This window comes from Allorhodopirellula solitaria (assembly GCF_007859855.1).
Lineage (GTDB): Bacteria > Planctomycetota > Planctomycetia > Pirellulales > Pirellulaceae > Rhodopirellula > Rhodopirellula solitaria.
This window is the reverse complement of record NZ_SJPK01000005.1, coordinates 200,464-219,972: the sequence shown is the minus strand read 5'-3', so window position 1 is coordinate 219,972 and position 19,509 is coordinate 200,464. Positions and strand designations below refer to the sequence as shown.

The 19,509-nt window shown below is 59.4% G+C and carries 10 protein-coding genes; 4 read left to right on the top strand and 6 right to left on the bottom strand.

Annotated features, from left to right (window positions below; genetic code table 11):
* Window positions 1-30: 30 nt before the first annotated feature.
* Both CA85_RS12110 and CA85_RS12105 read right to left on the bottom strand, forming a co-directional pair.
* Window positions 31-1,488 (bottom strand): DUF1254 domain-containing protein, encoded by a 1,458-nt coding sequence (locus tag CA85_RS12110; RefSeq protein WP_146391596.1) that lies wholly within the window; start codon window positions 1,486-1,488, stop codon window positions 31-33.
* Window positions 1,489-2,121: 633 nt separating this feature from the next.
* Window positions 2,122-4,494 (bottom strand): arylsulfatase, encoded by a 2,373-nt coding sequence (locus tag CA85_RS12105; RefSeq protein ID WP_146391595.1) that lies wholly within the window; start codon window positions 4,492-4,494, stop codon window positions 2,122-2,124.
* Between the two features lie 921 nt (window positions 4,495-5,415).
* Between CA85_RS12105 and CA85_RS24905 the strand changes: the two genes are divergently transcribed.
* Window positions 5,416-5,583: a hypothetical protein gene (locus CA85_RS24905; protein WP_186774899.1), complete on the top strand. Its 168-nt coding sequence runs from the start codon at window positions 5,416-5,418 to the stop codon at window positions 5,581-5,583.
* A 54-nt stretch (window positions 5,584-5,637) separates the two neighbouring features.
* Here the strand turns inward: CA85_RS24905 and CA85_RS12100 are convergent, their stop codons facing one another.
* The 3 genes from CA85_RS12100 to CA85_RS12090 all read right to left on the bottom strand — a co-directional run bounded on the left by CA85_RS12100 (window position 5,638) and on the right by CA85_RS12090 (window position 11,688).
* On the bottom strand, window positions 5,638-6,849 hold the full coding sequence (locus CA85_RS12100; RefSeq protein WP_146391594.1) for a DUF1559 domain-containing protein: 1,212 nt from the start codon (window positions 6,847-6,849) through the stop codon (window positions 5,638-5,640).
* Window positions 6,850-7,267: 418 nt separating this feature from the next.
* On the bottom strand, window positions 7,268-7,762 hold the full coding sequence (locus CA85_RS12095; RefSeq protein WP_146391593.1) for a hypothetical protein: 495 nt from the start codon (window positions 7,760-7,762) through the stop codon (window positions 7,268-7,270).
* Complete coding sequence (locus CA85_RS12090) at window positions 7,759-11,688, bottom strand: S1 RNA-binding domain-containing protein (protein WP_146391592.1); 3,930 nt, start codon at window positions 11,686-11,688, stop codon at window positions 7,759-7,761. Before CA85_RS12090 ends, CA85_RS12095 begins: the two co-directional genes overlap by 4 nt.
* 877 nt (window positions 11,689-12,565) lie before the next feature.
* Between CA85_RS12090 and CA85_RS12085 the strand changes: the two genes are divergently transcribed.
* The 3 genes from CA85_RS12085 (at window position 12,566) to CA85_RS12075 (ending at window position 16,732) form a co-directional block, all read left to right on the top strand.
* Window positions 12,566-13,930, top strand: coding sequence for a hypothetical protein (locus tag CA85_RS12085; RefSeq protein WP_186774898.1), 1,365 nt, complete (start codon window positions 12,566-12,568; stop codon window positions 13,928-13,930).
* On the top strand, window positions 13,927-15,531 hold the full coding sequence (locus CA85_RS12080) for a di-heme oxidoredictase family protein (RefSeq protein WP_146391590.1): 1,605 nt from the start codon (window positions 13,927-13,929) through the stop codon (window positions 15,529-15,531). The genes CA85_RS12085 and CA85_RS12080 overlap by 4 nt, the downstream gene beginning before the upstream one ends.
* Before the next feature lie 61 nt (window positions 15,532-15,592).
* On the top strand, window positions 15,593-16,732 hold the full coding sequence (locus tag CA85_RS12075; protein WP_146391589.1) for an SGNH/GDSL hydrolase family protein: 1,140 nt from the start codon (window positions 15,593-15,595) through the stop codon (window positions 16,730-16,732).
* A gap of 578 nt (window positions 16,733-17,310) precedes the next feature.
* On the opposite strand, the gene CA85_RS12070 is transcribed toward CA85_RS12075, so the two are convergent.
* Window positions 17,311-19,500, bottom strand: coding sequence for an FAD-dependent oxidoreductase (locus CA85_RS12070; protein ID WP_146391588.1), 2,190 nt, complete (start codon window positions 19,498-19,500; stop codon window positions 17,311-17,313).
* Window positions 19,501-19,509 lie beyond the last annotated feature (9 nt).

The window sequence follows — 19,509 nt, the reverse complement described above, 5'->3', positions numbered from 1 at the left end:
AATAAATGCACGTGCTTAGCGGTTAGCTTGTCAGTGAACCTTTTTGACGGCGGGCGGTTGCCAAGTGCCATCGAGGATGGCGGGCTTGCCCCAGTAGGCGCGGATGTAGAGACAGAACGTTCCCTGCGGCGCAGGCAGCCAATTGGACTCCTTGTCTTCGCCTGGTGACTCGGAACCGACATAAAGAGTCAACGAACCATCGTCATCGGTCTTGAGCGATTTGTTCTTGGTTCCCAGGGAGAAGCGGTTCAACTCATTGGGTGCGAAGAAATGCGACTTGTCGTAAAGGGTCAGTGACCAGAAGCCGTTGACGGGCGGCGTCTGCCCGGCAGCGAAGGTGACTTCATAGGAACTGGAGCCATCGAGTTGCTCTCCATCGGAGTCAAAGTCGGTGTAGTAGTAGCGTGTCTCGTCGATCTTGTTGTCGTAGATGTTCGAACGGGCGGTGCCGGTGCGGTCATAATAGTCGACGCCCCACTCGGCATTGTGGGTGGAACGATTCCAACGGTTTCCCGCTGGCGTGCCATTGTGTTCCCACCTCAGGAACTCAGAGATAACATTCTTGTCGGTCTCAATCGCGGTCTCCACGAGGGTCTTCTTGATTTCGGGATCGCGATCGGCCACGGCGAGCAATTGACGCAGCTGCGCATAGAGCGCCTCTTCACCGGGCAGTGGTGGCACGACATCGAGCACCTCACCCAAGGTGTCGAAGAAATTTTCGGGAACGACCCACTGTGTTTCGCCGCCCGATCCAGTGCCGCCCATGTCGAGACTCTTGAGTTGGCTCCAGTCCTTCGTCTTCATTTGGCCGTCAAACTCGGAGAGCGGATACATCACGACCTGGTTGATGAAGGGTTGGATGGCCTTCTTGTCCTCGGCGGTCTCATCCTGAAAGACGCGGGGCACGACCATTCCGTACTCGGTCGAGCTCTGCACAACCGCTGTGATGCCTTCGGGCTTCTCACCGTCCCAGTTCGGGCCGACGACAAGATAGAAGCCAGGCTTGGTGTCGTAGGGTTCGCCGAGTTCGGAGAACTGGTCGGTGCGAGCGTCGTACATGGCGTAAACCCAAAACCGATCTTCGAAGTCAGGCACCTGCACAACGACGGGTTCCTTGTCGAGGAACATGTAGCCGAGGCCATAAACAACATCTTGGTTCGGGCACGCTACGAAACGCTGCTCGGGCTTGATGTAGTCGTGCAACATCGCAAGGTGACCGCCTGGGGCGACGGGGATCGTTCCGTTCATCAGGGACGGTTCGGGCGCCTGAGTGATCTTGGCACGGCGGTTGTGCTGGTTGATCAGCGGCCAGCCCCAAACGTAGGCGCTGGCGGCGAGTGTCTTGGCGTACTCCTTGGGCATCTGGACGTCGGCAGACGGTTGGGCCAGATCGTCAAAACTATTGGGAGCGGGTACCTGTTGGGCGACCAGCGATGAGGTGAGGAGTCCGGCGATGCCGAGGGCAGAAAAGAGAGGTTTCAATTTCATTGTTTTGCAAGTCGTTGAGTAGCGGGTGAGAAGGAATAGTGAGAAGACGGTGCCGGCGTCGCTTGTGTAATGTCGAGGGACGTCGATTTTATTAATGAAGCTTCTGTTGATGATCGGTGTCTCTCAGAACGACATGGTCCTGAGCCGCGAAGCGGCGGCATGATGTAGCCATGGGCGTGAGCCCAAGCAATTGCAGTTGTTTTAGGCCGGAGGCCGACACAACCTCTGCCGGTGGCGTCAGCCACCGGAAAGAGTGGCAAAGAAATCGCAAGCCCCGGAGGAGGCGACACAGGTGGGCAACTGTGTCGCCCCCTCCGGGGCTTGGTGGGTTCGTTAAACATCCAGACCGGTGGCTGACGCCACCGGCAATTCCTGTGTCGGCCTCCGGCCTGGAGGGTCCAATTCCACTGGCTCACGCCCGTGGATAGGGACGGAACACGAATCGCAAAGCTGCAGTAATATAATCGACGTCCCATGCCCTGGGCTTTCGTACAGCCGCCCCGTTGGGGCTCAAGAACGCCGAGTTGAATAGCTGCACTCATTAAATCGACGTCCCTCGCGCTTGGCGTGAAGAAACCGGGGCTAGCGCCCACCGGCTCATTGGGTTATACCGAATGGCTTGCCCACACCTACTTACTTCAGCGAAACAACGACTTCACCAAGCGTGCCTTGGAAGTCGAAAGGCTCGCGGTAGTCATAGGTGACCGGCGTGCCGGTATCCGTGCCGATGTCCTGGTTCTCCGATAGCGAGTATTTCATCGGCGAGGTCTTCTCAACCTTGCCACTGCCCACTTGCTCGCCGTCAACGGACAGCGAGAGACTGCCGCCTTTGCCGACTTCTCCTTGCTTGCCGTCATAGGTGAACTCCATCTTCAGGGTGTGATCACCAGCAGCAATCACATCATCGCTCGACACGGTGTAGCGTGCGACGTCGAGAAAGTTGTGCGTCGCCACCAGTTTTCCGTTGAGCAGATAGAAGCCCCACCCGCCGGTATTGCCACCCTGAGTAAAGATCATGCCGTTGGCATTGTCGTCGATCTTGACCTCAGCGGTGATGGCGAAGGACTTGCTCTTCAAATCCGGCGCCGATGCTTCGGGCAACCCGACGACGGGAATCGGATAGACAAACTTATCGCGGCCTGCCGCCAGATTGGGTTTGCCCATCAACTCGGCGCTAAAACGTTCGGCACCACGCCAGTCGAGTGGGAGGACCTGTGCTTTGGCCGCGGTAGCCCACCAGAGCTTGATCATCTCATCGAGCTTCTTCGGGTTGGATTCGGCGAGGTTATTTGACTGAGAAAAGTCCTCTTCCAGATTGTAGAGTTCCCATTGGACACTCAAGGGATCGAACTCACCCCGGTTGGGGTTCCAAGGCTCGAACGATAAAGCGCCGGCCCACCAACCATCTTTGTAGATGCCGCGGTTGACGAACATCTCGAAGTACTGGCTGGTGCGAATTTCTTCGGCGTCTTTATCTTCCAGAACGCTGAGGAAACTGCGGCCTTCGATCGGTTTCTGCGCCGTGCCGTTGACGCTGCGTGGCTCTTCGATTCCGGCGGCATCCAGGATAGTTGCAGCCACATCGATGACGTGTGTGAATTGGCTACGAACTTCTCCGCCATTGTCGTACTTAGCAGGCCAACTGACCAACATCGCGTTGCGGGTGCCGCCCAGGTGGCTGGCGACTTGCTTGACCCACTGGAACGGCGTGCACACGGCATGCGCCCAGGCGGCGGGGAAATGATTGAAGTGTTTCACGGTGCCGATCTCGTCGATGAAGGGCATCATGTCTTCGGTTTGCATCTGCACGCCGTTGAAAAAGGCGTTCTCGTTGAGAGTGCCGGGGATGCCGCCCTCGGAGGATGCTCCGTTGTCACCGATGATGTAGACGACCAACGTGTTGTCCGAATCGGGAAGTGTTTTGACATAGTCGAGCACGCGGCCGACTTCCTGGTCGACGTGTTTGCCATAGGCGGCGAACACTTCCATCATGCGGGCCGACAGTTTCTGCTCGTCCGCCGAAAGAGTGTCCCAGGCCGGCAGGCTGTCGTGGCGTTTGGTCAGCTTGGTATCCTTGGGGACAACGCCCATCTCGATCTGGCGGGCGAGGGTTTTCTCGCGGTATTTATCCCAGCCATCATCGAATTTCCCTTTGAATTCTTCAATTAACTCTGTTGGCGCCTGGTGGGGTGCGTGAGTTGCTGCAGGCGCGAGATACATCATCCAAGGTTTGTCGGGCTGGATGGCCTCGGCTTGCTGTAGCCACTCGATGGAATGATCGGCCAGATCGACGCTGAGGTAGTAATCCTCGGCTGTCCGCTGGGGCAGTGGTGTCTGGTTCTCATACAGATTTGGCCTCATCTGGTTGGTGTCACCCGCCATGAAGCCATAGAAGTAGTCGAAACCCAGATTGTTGGGCCAGTGATCGAAAGGCCCCATCGCGCTGGTTTCGTATGTTGGGGTGTTGTGATTTTTACCGATCCATGAGGTGATGTAACCGTTCTGCCGCAGGACCTCCGCGAAGGTCGCGGTGTCTTTGGGGATGATTCCGGTGTAGCCGTCGAAGCCCGTGGCCACTTCGGTGATGTTGCCAGAACCGGCGACGTGATGATTGCGGCCGGTCAGCAGTGCTGCGCGGGTGGAGGTGCACACGGCCGTGGTGTGGAATCGATTGAAGAACACACCTGTTTGGGCCAGTTCTTCCATGTGAGGTGCGGGGGTACCGCCGCCCGAAACAGAGAACTGGCCAAAGCCGACGTCATCGAGTAGCACCACGAGCACGTTGGGTGCGTTCTCAGGAGCCGCAACCTGCTTAGGGAATGCTGCAGGATCAGAATTGAGATAAGTGGTACCGACGTTGCCCCGGTACTTCTGCTCGGCATAGGGCAGGCCGAGCTGCGGCGCGGTCACGCCCGGTCGACCTTCCTGGGCCACGGCTACTGCGCTGCACAATCCGATCGTGCAGGACGCACTGAGCGTCAGCGCCATCATTCGAGTGAACTTCATCTTGAGATTCTCCTGGTAACAGATTGACGGTGTTCTGCCGATCGTTCAGCACTAGCGGGTCGACATCGACTTTGGACCGCGTGCCCACTCTCTCGTCGTCTATTCGTGAAGACCTTCTGTTCGGTGAAACCAGAACCTAGACCGCCGGCGGCCGTGTGAGATCACGGGGTACCGAGGGGACGCGTTCCAATGGCGAAGACAAGAGCCGTAGCGGGGGCGAGAGATAACTCCGGTGCACCGTTATGTTCTTACGGCCACTTGAGTCAATCGATCGTCCCACGCCAGTACCGGCTGGAAAGAACCGCATGGTATCGACCAGGCAATCGAGATGCAAGGAAATTCAGCTCCCTCAAGCCGTTGAGTCTTGCGGGGTGGGGGGGGGGTAGTCCGCTGGGCTGGCCCAGACAACCAGATGGCCCCTGGTCGCGTGCGATCGGGGGCAACGCCGAATACCGCTTCGCAAACTAAAGTAAGTGTCATTCGAGCAACGCCCCGGTGGATTGCTCAGGCCAGATCGGAAATCTGATTTGCCCGGAAACTCAGTTCACACATCAGCCGTCGTCACGATAGAGAGCCAAGCATCGAGATTGCTGCTCAATTCTTGCTGAACATTGGCCCCGTCTCGAATGCTGAGACACCGCGTACCGTGATCGTTTCATGCGAGATCCAGCCTCGCATCATGCGTCCCCGATGGTTGCCAGCCCGTTGAATGCAAGCTTTCTCCGGTCCATTGTTTTGAACACGAGTTTTGAAGACAAACGACACACTTTCTATCTTTGCTCAGCCCACAGAGTTTGTCTCCACGCAAGACATGCTCGTCATGCTTTTGCCGAGTTGCGATAGTGATCGACACCCCCTACCATTGGAGTCCGTTCGCAAAGCAATCCGTTTCAACCATGCCCACCCCGAAAAAGGCACCTCATGAAAAGAACACTTCCACTGACAGTCGCCATCCTGATGCTAGGCTTGCTCGGATGTGGCTCTTCCTCTCAAACAAATGTGCGAGAGGGGGCCGATGATCAAGCGATTGCGGATTATGAAGCCGCAATCGCAGAACTCGAAGAGAGTGACAACAACGCTGAGCAATAGTCACCAGCGTTTGGCAACATGCAATGCGGGCGAACCAGATCAGTTGGCGCCGCATCAAAAACTGTCGCTAATGGTTTCACGGGCTCCACGCGTGCCCAGGGCGCCCCAAAGTCCATAAGGACTCTTGGCGCCAGGCTGATTGTTATTGGCGTCGTTGCCATTGAGGTACACCATCGGATTGCGGCTGTTTCCTGCTTCGATTGAGTCGGTAATGAACTTGACGGCCCCATCAGCCATCAAGACATGTGCTCCACCTTGATGCCGACTCGAAGCACCAACGAGATTATTCCGTGTTGAGCTACCCATCGAACAGAATTCACTATTGGGCGGCAAAATGGTAAAGAACATCCCAAAGGTGGGGATGTAGTCAGCCCAGCGGAATCCTCTGCCTTCTACCGAATTGAGCACGTTCACGCCACCATTCCAGAACTGTGGTCGCTCGGGATCGATAAGAGGGGGTGACTGGTCTCTGCACCACGATGGATTGTCTCGGAGCACGGCTTCACTATTGTCGGTGCTATCACTACCTCCCGTGCCCATGGTACGAGTGTCTCGGTCGCCAAGATCGGTAGCGATCTCGCCAGCGGCGATGGTATTCGACGTTCCGTCGAGGATGTCGCGAAACCTCATCGATGCATGCGACACAAAGACTCCTCGCGAGGCAGCTTGGGCATGCATGGCCTCGCTGCTGCTTATCGGATATGGCAATTCCGTCGCACTACTTCTCACCCGAAGCCGACCATCACGGGCTCGATAGGTTGAGTCACCGACACAGGCAACGTAATTCGTACGACCCAGGGCCGGCAGACCGACTCCCGGATCACTCGGGCAACGAAACGTGGCAATATCCGAAACCCATGGATCATACTGAATTTGCTGAGGTGTTGGCCCCATCGGGTTGTAATTAGGACCCCTGTTATACGGATTGCTAATTTCCTGCCATAGCGCCTGCTGCTCAATCATTGGAAGGAGCCCGACCAGGAAGCTCAGCCGCATATTGCTGGATTCATTGCTGCTCGACCAGATGTTCAGGGGCGACGAGGGATGCGTTCCAGATCCGTGGATCGGCAACTGATTGAACGAAGCGTGATAGTTATGTATTCCCAGTCCAATCTGCTTGACATTGTTGCTACAACTCATTCGGCGCGCTGCCTCGCGAGCTGCCTGTACAGCGGGCAATAACAATCCGACCAACACCCCGATGATCGCGATCACCACCAACAATTCTACCAGAGTGAATCCTGGCAACATTCGAACTCGATTCATCGCTAACTCCAACTGACTTACAGGCAAACAAATCCCACTAAGGGGAAGCTATCTCTCGATGCTACGCGATAGCGTGTGACGAGACAGCGTAGCAGTCCGGTCGAGGCCACGCAAACGCTGTACGGCCCACACGCCAGTCTTTCGAGGCGAGGGGGCGAGCTTCGTCTACCCGAGACTGGCCTGACCTCAGATAGCAACGGGGGATCACTCACTGCCATAGCCGACAGGGGGCAGCGTGCGGTTCTCGCTTTGCGTTACCGCTAGGGCTGGAGGGTCTCGTCGCCCACTCTCGAGTGTTAAACGTGACGCTTCGTCGGCTTGGTTGCCCGACGCACACGAGCTGCCCGCGCTGCGGTACAAGAGGGCGCAGCACAATCGCTGCGGCGACGAAGCCACTTACGCAGTGAGCGAAAACCGACTACGTCCGGCTTTTAGCGGCGTAGAGTTCGGCGTATTCGATGGCCCAGGTATCGATCAGTTGCGAGAACTCTTCCGGATCGACTTCGGGGATCTTTGCGTAATGGGCGCGGTTGAAGATCTCGCGGTTCATTACGGTGCCTTTGGCCTTGAGGTCGAGCACGCGGAGGTTGCTGTAGGGCCGGATCACGAGTTCGAGGCGACTGTAGAGATTGCTTCGGCGACCTGACTCGATGCGTAGATCGTCGCGGTAACAAGCTTCTCCCCAGCCTTCTTCGCCGAAGATCGCCTCAGTACGAAAGCCGGGGAAGTGTTCAGCGACACGCTGGACCGCCGTTTCGATCTGCTCCGAGAGCGACAGGCGGTAGGAGGTGTGCAGTCGCTTCAGTTCTTCGTCACTGAGTTCCTTGCGGCGTTCTTCGGAGGCTTGGTATTCGCCGCGGCGGCGGCCTCGTTGGATCGCGGACTCGAGCCGAGAAGTGAAATCATCGCTCATGAGGAGGTTTCCTCGCTCGATCCGGCGGTGGGATTATCCGTTCCAGCGTTATCAGCGGCTGTTGCGTCTGCAGGCGGTGTCACTTTGGCTTCGCCGGATTGCTTGGCAGGTTGCTCTGCGGGAGGCGTTTTCTCCGCAGGTGCTTTGTCCTTGGTGACAAACTGCATCAGATCGCCGAAGGATCGCAGCGGCTCCTTGCCTTTTTGCATCGCGTCGGTGAGCGGCGCCGAATCGGTTTCTTTGCCCACGACTTCGTAAACTTCGGGGCGTCGCGAGCCGCGTCCGCCGCCACGTTGATCGCGTCGTCCGCCGCCGGAGCGACCTCGGTTGCCATCGCGTCCGCCGCCACGGTTATCGCGACGGGGAGCGCCACCGGATTGCGAGCGATCGCCGGGGCCGGAAGAGCGGCCACCGCGTCCGCCGGACGGATTGCCGCCACGGCCTTGCGGGCCACCAGAGTCTTTCCCAGTCGCTGCGCCGGCCCCGCCGCGTGAACCACCTGGTCCGCCGCGGCCGCGACCGCGTCCGCCGCCGCGTGAATCATGGCGATGGGACTGGAGCTCGGCTTCTCGTTCAGGCGAAATCGCGCTGAGGCCTACGCGGCGTCGCTTGCTGTCGATGCCAGTGACCCAGGCCGACACCACGTCACCGACTTGGACGGCCTCGTGCAAGTCTTCGACGAATCCATCGGACACGCGGCTGACGTGGATCAGCCCGCTGCACTCGGGCGTCAATTCCACGAAAACACCAAAAGGCATCACGCCGACAACGACGCCGATCACTTGGTCGCCTTGCTTGAGTTCGCTCAGAGCGGGCATACGATTCATCACGGCTGGGGCGGGTCCGCTGACGGTGCCCTCTCCAAACGGTTCGCATAGCCAGCTGACGATCTGCAGCGATCGATGGACGCCGACTTGCCATTCTTTGATCAGCTTCTCGACCTTGGCACGCTCCGGCTTAGCTTGGCGGAATGGTTCAGCTGCCGATGGTGCCGCTTCGCCGTCCTGCGTTTGAGATTCCGTGCTCGAAGCATCGGCTGAGGCCGTTGCCGGTTCTGCCGCAGCTTCAGCGGATTCGGACGCCTCGGTGTCAGTAGATTGCTCGCTCGCCTCGCCGGACTCGGCCTCAGGCGACAGTGGATCACCGGCGTTTGCGGACTCTTCCGCACTGGCCTGATTGGCCGCGGGCGGATCGCTATCGTCCGGCGCGGTCTCACTCTCGGCGTCGGGCGTGTCGGCGGCTCCGGTATCGGCGGAATCCGTATCGGCGGAATCGGTGGGGCCGAAGGCCGCCGTGTCTGCGGCGGGATCGGCCGCATCGCCGGAAGATGCTTCGCCTTCAGCGTTCTCGGCGGTTTGCGGCGCGTTGGCGGGAGCCTCGCTCGGTTGCGGGGCGCTTGGTTGTGGTTCGCTGAAATCGGGGAGTTCGTAGCCAGCGGGTGAAGCCGGTGGCAGTTCGATCTCGAGGGCCTTGGCCAATCGTTTGGCCAAGGGGTAGTCATCGGGATGAATCAGGGTGCCATCGAGAGTCTCGTCGCTGCAGAAGACCCGCAGGAACGGGAGTGCTTGGCGGGTGTGAATCGGCGAGGGCCAATCCGCTCGAGCCAGCAGGTCGTCACGCGAGCTGACGAGTTTTTCTCGCCGCTGGGTATCGATGGCGTCGGCGGTTTGCCGCGTCATGCCCGGCAATCGCTCCAGCCAAGAGGGGGTGGTGGAATTGACGTCGACGCCACCGCGAGCAGCACCGCTGACGAGCACATCCTCGAGCGCATCCAAGATGGCTTGGTCGGAGAGTTCCCGCTGGAACGATCCCAGACGCAGTTTGAGTGGGTCGACTTTGACCATCGCTTGGGATGGTTGGAGCGTGGAGAATGCGATCCAGGCGGCGGCGCGGAACCGTCGCGGCGTCGATTTCATCTCTTGATCCCCCGCAGCGCTGCCCGCATAGGCATCGGCGCCACTGCGATCAGCGAGCGTCCAGCGAATGGACTGCTCGGCGGACTGTTTGATCAGCTCGCCGATCGCGATCATGCAGGCGCGGCGGGCGGGCCCGTTGCTGATCACGATCAGGTCAACATGATGCTGATGGATCAGCTCGCCGATCTTGGTCACCGCGAGCGTTCGCATCGCAGCGGACAGTTGGCAGGGAATGTCCTCGTTGTGTAGCACACGACCATCGGCTGACACGATCGAAGTCGCGGCGGTTCTGGGGCCGACGGCATCGATCGACATCACCACCTTCGCCGAGACGCCACCGCGATTGATTTGGGCGTGTAGGTTATCTGCGGCGATCGAGACGAGTCTCGCTGAGGCTTGTTCTTGAATCTCGTCCCACCATGCCCCTTCGGCGGCGTCACGCAGGGCGGCTTCGTTGGTGGCAACGATGCCAGCGAGGTGTTCACCGAAATGGCGATTCAAGTTGCCGGCGGCCTTTTGCATCTCGGCCACCAATTGAGCGGCATCGTAGTCAAAGGCACACTGGGCCACTTGGCTCCGCAACGCCCGTCCGAGCATCACGATTTGGAAGGCGCTCAGTTTCGACGCAGGCATGCGTTTGCCGGCAAGCGGTTTGAGCGTACTGACAAGCCATCGGCGGCGGCGCTGACGCGGCGAAATCTTTTTCTTCTTGGGCGGTTTGGCAGCCGCTTTTTGCTCAGTCGGCACCTTGGCGGGTTTCGCTTCGGCGACAGCTGCCGACGTTCCGGTTGCCCCAAACTCGGTTGTCGCGGGAGCGGCGGCGACGCCGGTGTCGGCAACGGGTGTGGTCGCGTCGGCGCCCTCGGCGGCTGCCCCAGAATCGGGGGCCCCCGTTGGCTGCGTTTCCGGTGCCGGTGCCGTCGCAGCGGCGTCTGCGGCGGGCGGTTGGGCTGTCGGAGCCTCAGCAGTTGGAGTCTCGGTCGCAGGAGTCTCGGTCGCTGTCGGTTCCGTTGCTACGGGGTCGGCAGCAGGCGATTCTGTTGCCGGGGCTGCTGCTTCGGTGGGTGCATCGCTCGTCGCTGGGGGGGCAGTGTCAGACGGTTTCGCTGTTTCGGCAGGCTCGGTCGACTCCGGCGAGCCTGTTTTCACTTCGGCTGGATCAGCGGCCGGTGGCGTGGCCGCTTCGGCTGCAGCTGTTTTTTCGCTTGCATCGCTATCCGCGGCGGCCGGGGCCGCGTTCTCGCTCGGTTGGGGTTTGCCCTTCTTCTTTTTCTTCTTGGCGCCTTTGCCCGAGCCTGACTTCGCGTCGTTCTCGTCGCCACCGTGTGGGTCGGTGACCTCGACGACGTGGATCTTCGCGTGCTTAGAAAGCCACCGCACGGCGGCGCCCATGATACGCGGATCACCGCTGAGCCGTTTGGCCAAGGCGTCATCGAGCTTCGCCAAGACAGCATCGGTAGCCGGGGCCGCCGGTGCTGTATCGTCCGTCGCTGTATCGTCCGTCGCTGTATCGTCCGGCGTCTGCGAGGCTTCGCTCGCGGCGTCGCCCGGGGGCTCTGGAGTAGGCGTTTTCGCTGCCGATTCGATCACCGCTGCGGCGATCCCCTCGAGGTCATCGCCGTCGCCCTTCTCGGGGCTGAGCAAGCGAACGGCCAGCCGTTGGGCGAGGCTGCCGGATTCCCCGGCCTCGGATTTGACCCGGCGACTGAGTCGATCGAGCAGGCGGCGTGATTTCGCGCCCGAGATCGCCCGCCCCAAGGCTGGATCGGCCAATTGGGTGGATTGCCAAGCCGCGTGCAATTGGTCGCGATATTCATCGAGTTTCTGTTGCGACCGCACGGCGTGCGAGAGCGCCCACAAGCTCGACTCGTCGAGGCCCCCCAATTCGTCCCGCCGATATCGGGCCAAAAACGGGGGCGTGTAACCTTGCTCAATCAACGGCAGGGCCAAACGTAAACTCGACACCTCGCAACGCCCGCGTTGGGCGATTGCGTCCAGATCAACGTTCATCAGATGTTCGGTCGCTTTACTAGCTTGAAGGGGACGACGCGAGAGTCAAACGGTCGTCCGCGAAACATGCAAAAGTGGGTAAGAAGATCAAGCGGTCGCCGTCGCGTAGGGTATCTCTATCAGGCACAAACCCGTCTTTTCAACCAGACGCATTCACTACCCCATCGAGACGCTGCGAGGACCATAGACGAACCGCTCGCAATCGAGCCTGGGGAGAATACGGTCGCGACCCCAACATTGTCAACATGGTTGACATTGTCGACCGACGGCTCCGCCCGTCGTGAGTTGGTCGTGGTGTGTTAGCTCAGACGGTCGGAGCGGTCTGGCTACGATGTTTTGCGTTGACATTGTCGACCGACGGCTCCGCCCGTCGCGAGCTGGGCGTGGTGTGTTAGCTCAGACGGACGGAGCCGTCTTGCTACGATGTTTTGCGTTGATATTGTCGACCGACGGCTCCGCCCGTCGCGAGCTGGGTGTGGTTTGTTAGCTCAGACGGACGGAGCCGTCTGGCTACGATGTTTCGCTTTGATATTGTCGATCGGCGGCTCCGCCCGTCGCGAGTTGGGTGTGGTGTGTTAGCTCAGACGGACGGAGCCGTATGGCTACGATGTTTCGCTTTGATATTGTCAACCGACGGCTCCGCCCGTCGCGAGTTGGTCGTGGTGTGTTAGCTCAGACGGTCGGAGCCGTCTGGCTACGATGTTTCGCGTTGACACTGTCGACCGACGGCTCCGCCCGTCGCGAGTTGGTCGTGGTGTGTTAGCTCAGACGGTCGGAGCCGTCTGGCTACGATGGATTCGGAGCGAATTAGCTATTTTCAACATTTTTCTTGAATCGGCCAGTCAGATCGGCTATACAGGAATCCGGGGACCAGGTGGTGTCCCCTCGCTATTCTTATCGCCCCTTTGGTGATTTCTTGCAATTTCGAAGCTCGCGAGTCGTCTTGACGATGGTGTGCGGCGCGGTTTTGGCAACTGTGTTGGATTCGGGGCCAAGGGTCTATGCGGCGGATCCGGTGTCGTGGTCGACGCCCATGGGTGAAGTGCCTGCGGCGACGGCCGATGACGCGTTAGTCGTCGTGCTGATGACCAATGATGTCGCAGCACAGCAAAATGCTAGGAAGCGACGTTCCCAGCCCGTGTCCTGTTGGTGCCAGCGTTCGTTTGAGCGGTCGGTATCGCGGGTACCCGCCGGTTACTCTCTGCCGTCGGCACCCATCGATTTCCAGCATTGGGCCGTCGGCCTGCCGCCAATCGTCACAGGCGGCGAGCGGCCGAGCGATGTCGAGCGTGCCATCGCGATCGTTACCGATGGCAAATATCGAATTCTGGCGTTGTCGGTGGGGGTGCCACACGGTCAGGACCTCAGGCAGTTGATCGAAGACGCCGAGGACACGCGGGTGTTGCTGCGCCAAGATAGCAGCGACGCCAATGAGAGCAGCGTCAAGGAAACCGTCGGGCGGATCGTCGATCGCATTCGCGGGCGTCTGAATCGAATCTGGCAACGCGAACTCGATCGACAGTTCGATGCTCTGGGAGAACCCGACGGCGATCCCATTGATGATCTGTTTGAGGAGACGACGCGTTACACTTCTGCGGTGAAACTGCGACTCGGTTCCATCGCCGGTCAGCTCCATCAGGTCTACCTGCAGGACGCTCAGACCCGATTTGGCTTGACCGAGGCCAGTGACCTCAATCGGCTGGCCATCCTCGAGCAGCATCCCGCCACACGACTGCCATGGGTGACAACGCTCGCGCCCTTTGTCGTGGGCTCCGACCTCCGCTCGCTCTACACCGATCTCGCCGAAGTCACCTGGGGGCAGTGTGTGATGCCCGTTGAAAGACCGGGCGAGCAACCGAGCGAGGCAGCGGACGATCCCTTGTCGCTGGCGGAATGGGTGTCTCAGCGTGACGAGAAGCGTCCCTTCACGCTGCAGCTGCGACCGCCCCTGCTCGAGGACCGTATCTCTCCGCAGCGCGCGCAAGTCACCGACGTGGCACGCCGCCGCGGATTGGGATGGCAGGACCTCGATGCCGTCGTGAAGGTCACCCCCAGCCGCGAGGTTAGCCCGGGGGAAATCGCAGCCTGGTTATCGCAAACCGATGGCAAGCCGATTGACCTACGCCGTCCCAGCCGCGCGCGCTTTCTCTTCTTCCGATCCCCCAGCGATCCCCCCTACCCGATTCGTGACGGCAGCCCTCCCGGCCGCGCGATCTCCATGATTCGACAGGTGCAAAAATGAAATTCAAGTTGTTGACGATCGTTCTGCTAGCACTCGTCCCCACGACCGCGTGGGCGGTGTCGCCTCCGGAAATTGCCGGTGGCGCCCAGCTCTTCACGCAGGAGTGGCAACCGCACAACTCGGCCCTTGGTGGTGACGGGTTGGGGCCACTCTTCAACGCGACCTCCTGCGCGACCTGCCATCAACAAGGCGGCATCGGCGGAGGCGGTGAAGCGGCGTTCAACGCCACCTCTATCGGGATCGATTCCATTGAAGTCTACGGCCGCCGAGTCACCCTGGCGGTGCTCGCCAACCTGGTCTCGCAATTCCACCCAGGTTTTGTCCAGCCCGACGGGAACGTGGCCAACGTTGCCGGGCTGCCGCATCATGGCGGGAGTTCGATGCTCCGCGGATTCCATGAAAAGGTGCTCCAGCAGGCCGGTGCCAACTACGCTGACGAAGGCGGCCCTACCGAGGCAGCCGAGGTGCGGATCGCCAACGGGAACCCTATTGTTTTCGACGACACCATCAACGGCTATCGAATCCGAATCAAGGCCCGGATGTACAGCCGCAACACAACCGCGTTGTTTGGCAGCGGTTTGATCGACCAGGTCTCCGACAAGCAACTCGATCGACAGGTCCGATTGCAGAAGAAGCACCCGGAAATCAGCGGTCGCCCCTCGACCTTGCAGGACGGTCGGTACGGCAAGTTCGGTTGGCGTGCCAATATCGCTTCTTTGATCGAATTCAACGACCAAGCCTGCGCCAACGAGATGGGACTGCAGACCCGCCGGAAGGTTCAGACGAGCGACTCGACGGTGCGTGGGTACCAAAACACGAGCTCAGACATCAGCGACGAGCAGATCGAAATGCTGACCCATTTCACCGCCGCGCTGCCGGCCCCCCGGCAATCCATCCCAAGTGACTCAGCCGTCGATATTCGCCGTGGTGAGGCCTTGTTTAATGAAGTCGGATGCAATGTTTGCCATGTTGCCGATATGCCGCCGGCCAGTGGTTTGTATAGCGATTTGTTGCTGCATGATATGGGACGCGAGTCCATCGATTTGAGCCATGCCGAGCCCTATATTGTTCGCCGCGAGTTGGTCACCAAAGACGCGGAAATTCTCCCAGAGGCACCCGCCGGGTTTACTGCTAGCACCGCATACTACGGCAATGTGACGATGATGCCGATTACCTTTGAAAGTCCTCGCGGCTATGAGTCCAGTCGGCCTGCGTTCACGTTCCAAGCTCCCTCGGGGCCGACGACACTGGTTACGTCCCGGTTAATCGATTCCAAGGTTAACCCAGACATCAAGAACAATACCGTGGCGATTGCTAGATCGTTTACGAATCAACGTAGTACAAGCGCCGTCGTCCGGACGGAACTTCGCGAAAAAATGAAGTTGCAACCGACCAACTTCAATCAAGAGTGGCGCACAGCACCGCTGTGGGGTGTCCGTGATTCGGCACCGTACTGGCACGATGGTCGCGCCGAGACTTTGCTCGAAGCGATCGCGATGCACGACGGGGAAGCGGCGGGAACTCGAGACCGCTATCTCAACCTGTCCTACGAGGACCGGCAGAGTGTGCTAGCATTTCTCGAGTCTCTCGTAGCACCCTGAGCGGAGTCTGGCCGAAATCGAGACCGGTCCAGAAGCGACCGCACCCACCTCGAAGGAAGTCATGACTACTATTAACCGAATCGCCCTGTTTAGCTGGATCGTAGCTCTCGCAACTTATTCGTCCGCCCAAGACACCGCCATCGCTGATCTCGACCCCGAGATGCGGGTGAGTCAAAAGACGGTTGACGGATTGGATTGGTACGATGTGACTCAGTGGGGCGTGGAGGGGCGAATTCTTCCGGACCAGGAAAGGCAGCAATGGTTCGATCGCTTGCCTGCCTCGGCGCAGTCATCGGTCACCAAGGCGGTCTGGAGTCTCAGTCGCGACAGCGCGGGGATGATGGTGAGGTTCCGAACCGATGCGACCGCCATCCATGTGCACTACAAGCTCAAAGACAAGAACCTTGCCATGGCGCACATGCCTGCGACGGGGGTGAGCGGCGTCGACCTCTATGCTCGCGATTCTCGGGGTGATTGGAGATGGGTGCAAGTCACCCGACCGCACTCGCAAGAGATCAAGACCGAGATCGTCAGTGGCCTGGCGCCGGGCACGCGTGAATATGCCGCATACCTGCCGCTCTATAACGGCGTGGAATTCATGAGCATTGGTGTCGCCGAAGGGAGCGAATTCCAAGGTCTCGGCCCGCGACCGAATCCCATCGTGTTCTACGGAACGAGCATCACCCATGGAGCCTGTGCCAGTCGTCCGGGAATGGTCCATACCGCTATCCTCGGGCGGCGTCTGGACATGCCAGTTGTCAATCTCGGTTTTTCAGGCAACGGGCGAATGGATAAAGAGGTGGGCGACTACTTGGTGCAAATTGATCCTACTGTCTTCGTCATCGACTGCCTGCCGAACATGGGGCCAGCCGACGTCGCCGCCAAGTGCGTCCCGCTGATCGAGCAGTTGCGTGCCGCCCATCCCTCCACACCGATCGTGCTCGTCGAAGATCGACGCAACACCAACGATTGGATTTTGCCCAAACGCCGTGAACACCACACGCAAAACCACGCTGCATTGAAAGCGGCTTACCGCCATCTCGTCGATGCCGGCGTGCAGAACCTTCACTACATCCCCGGCGATCATCTCTATGGCGATGACGGGGAAGGTGCGACGGATGGTTCGCACGCCAGCGATCTTGGATTCATGCGACAGGCCAACGTGTTTGAACCTGTCTTGCGGCAAGCGTTGAAGGACTGAGACGAGCAGCAGAAACGGCTTTGCCGCAGCGGACGCGGCAACGAGCTGCCAGTCACCCGCGAGTATCCCCACGTGATACCCGAGAGCAGTCGTTGGTCAACGCAGGGCCACCTACGGTGGTACCGTGTCCTGAATGATCTTCAACCCCATTCGGGGTTGGTTCTTGCGTTTGGCGGCGTATCCGGTGGTGTTCGCTTGCGCTCAAGCCACCGGCTATTTTCCATAACGCCTTCGGCGTAGGCATCCTCGTGGGGAATCAACAGCCCAGCATCTCGTCCACTACGGATGTGTGGGACTCGTCGCCTCCTGTTGATTACCCGCAAGTTTGCTCCCCTGTGTGCTTGTCACACGCCGAAGCGACGTTTTCAAATTAGAAAACCGCGGTATCGACACAAGTTCCCCTGTCAGCTTGTCTGACAGGAAACCAAGTCGACAAACTTCGCTGTCATGCGGGGCAAGCCCGCATGGGAGCGGGGTGAATGCTCCATCTTGATCTAATCGCAAAACGGAGATTCCTGTCAGACAAGCTGACACGGGATCGGGTTTTGTGGGTAATGACCAGCTCGTCGTTTCGTCCACTACGGATGTGTGGGACTCGTCGTTTCGTCCACTGCGGTTGCAGGCAAGAGCTGGACGGCGTCGACGACGACATAGCCATTGGTGTCCGTGTTGCTGATTTCGACGACTGCCTCGCCTTTGGGAAACGCGAACTGGCCGAGCGATGCAAAAGCACCGTGTTTCGGTTTCTTTCGTTGGTTCAATCGCAGCTCATTCGTCTCATTTCCACGATGGATCGTGACGGGAACGTTGGTCGCTCGATTGGCGTTGGCGGAGTAGGCGACGCGAACGTCGTAGGTGCCGGGGTTTTCAACGCTGAGAGAGAACCGAATACGATGTTGGCCCTTGCCGGAATCGCTGTCGTGGCGATACCCCGCGGCGATGAAGGGGCCGATCGAAACGCTTGCCGATTCGAACCCTGTGCGGGATGCGTCCTCGTCATCGGCGACGATCCCGTCGAGTTTTTGCGGGTCCACCGACTCGGCCGATTTGCGTACGGGCCCTGTCCACTCGAGAACCTGCCCGTCGGCAGCGAGTCGGTCTCGCAAGGCTTCGTAGCGAATGGTTTGTACCGGCACATCGTTTTCGATGGCCTGCATCGCAGCGGTTGCTGAGGATTGGCCGAGGACCATGAACACGGGCTCCATCCGGATCGATCCAAACGCCATGTGTGAGGCACTCAAGCAAACCGGGACGAGCAGGTTTTCGCATTCGTCGGCCTTCGGAGTCAACGCGCTATAGGCGATGGGATAAGGTGAAAAACCACCGACCTGGACATCGCCTTCGTTTCGAACGTGCCCATCCGCGTTGACGTGGCGTTGGACATTGTGGGAATCCATCGTGTAGGCAGCCAATCCGATGGCGTCCTCGGCGACCTGGCGTCCCTGGCAATGGTGCTGCGTCATCACGCTGTCTCCGATCATCCGCCGCGCTTCGCGAACGTAGAGTTGCTGCTGCCATCCATCCTCCCGCTCGAACTCGTCGCGACAGGTTCCCCATCGTGCGAATTCGTTGCGGATCTTGTCAGGCACGCGCGGATGGTTGGCGAGTGTCCACATCAAGCCTTGTTGATAGACGCGGTGGCGGTGTGCCATTTTTTCCCGCTGCTCATAACTAGATTCGGGATATTCGTAGTTTTCGCCGATAAAATCGGTCGAAAAAGCGGTTCGATTATTCGTATCCGTTTTCCGGTTGGGCATGCGTGAATTGATCCAGGGCATGCCTCGTTCGCCAGCTTCGAAGTTCCGTAGCAGAAGCTCATAAACGAGGGCGTTGTACCCTTCGGGCTTGGCAAAGGGAATCCGGTTTTCAGGATGGTCGGTCAAGCACATTCGGTAGCAGTACGCCTGCACACGTCGATCACCGCTACCTTCCTCGCCGGGGCCCTCGGGATCGATCCCAGGCAGCAAACCGCTCGACGCGTCACCTGGGACAACGTAGGGGGCCACGCCCGGGACAAATTGATGATGCCTTGCTTGACGAGTTTGCACTCCGCTCAATGATTCGTCGTAGACCGCGACAGCCTCACGTCCGACCGTGTAGGTGACGCCCGCTTCGGCCAACAGGTCTCCTTCGTAGGTAGCGTCTAAGAACACACGGCCGCGGTAGGTGTCCCCGTTCTGCATGGTGATCGCAACGATTTTCTGGCCCTGCATCTCGACGCCTGGGCCCTCTGCGTTGGGGGCCGGCCCTGAGGACCGTTGGAGTCGCTGTTCGTAGACGACGGGGATTTCATGTTCGGCTACCAAATCTTGCATGATTGAGAGGGCGGCCGACGGTTCGAAGGTCCACATCGCCCGTTCGGAATCGGCGGTTTGAGTTTGCCCGCCATCACGGTACTGGTCCTGTCGTTGCCAGCGCCAGTGCTCGGGCTGTTGATAGTACTGGTGCACGCGTTGGTAGAATTCACGAGCGATGCCACCGATGGCAGCCTTGTTGCCAATATCCGTCTGTCCGAGCCCCCCCGTCGTCAAGCCGCCGATCCGGCGACTCGGCTCGATGACGATCACCGTGCCACCCATGCGTTTGACCTGGACCGCTGCGGCAATGCCCGCTGAGGTGCCGCCGTAGACAACCACATCGTACGCGATGTCGTCGGAGGCTCTTTGTTTGTCATCCCTGCCCTCGGCGGTTTGTCCTACCGCAGCGATAGGGGAGGCAACAAGGAAAACACAGAGCGAGAGACTTCGAATCAAAGATTTCAATTGCATCGTCCAATC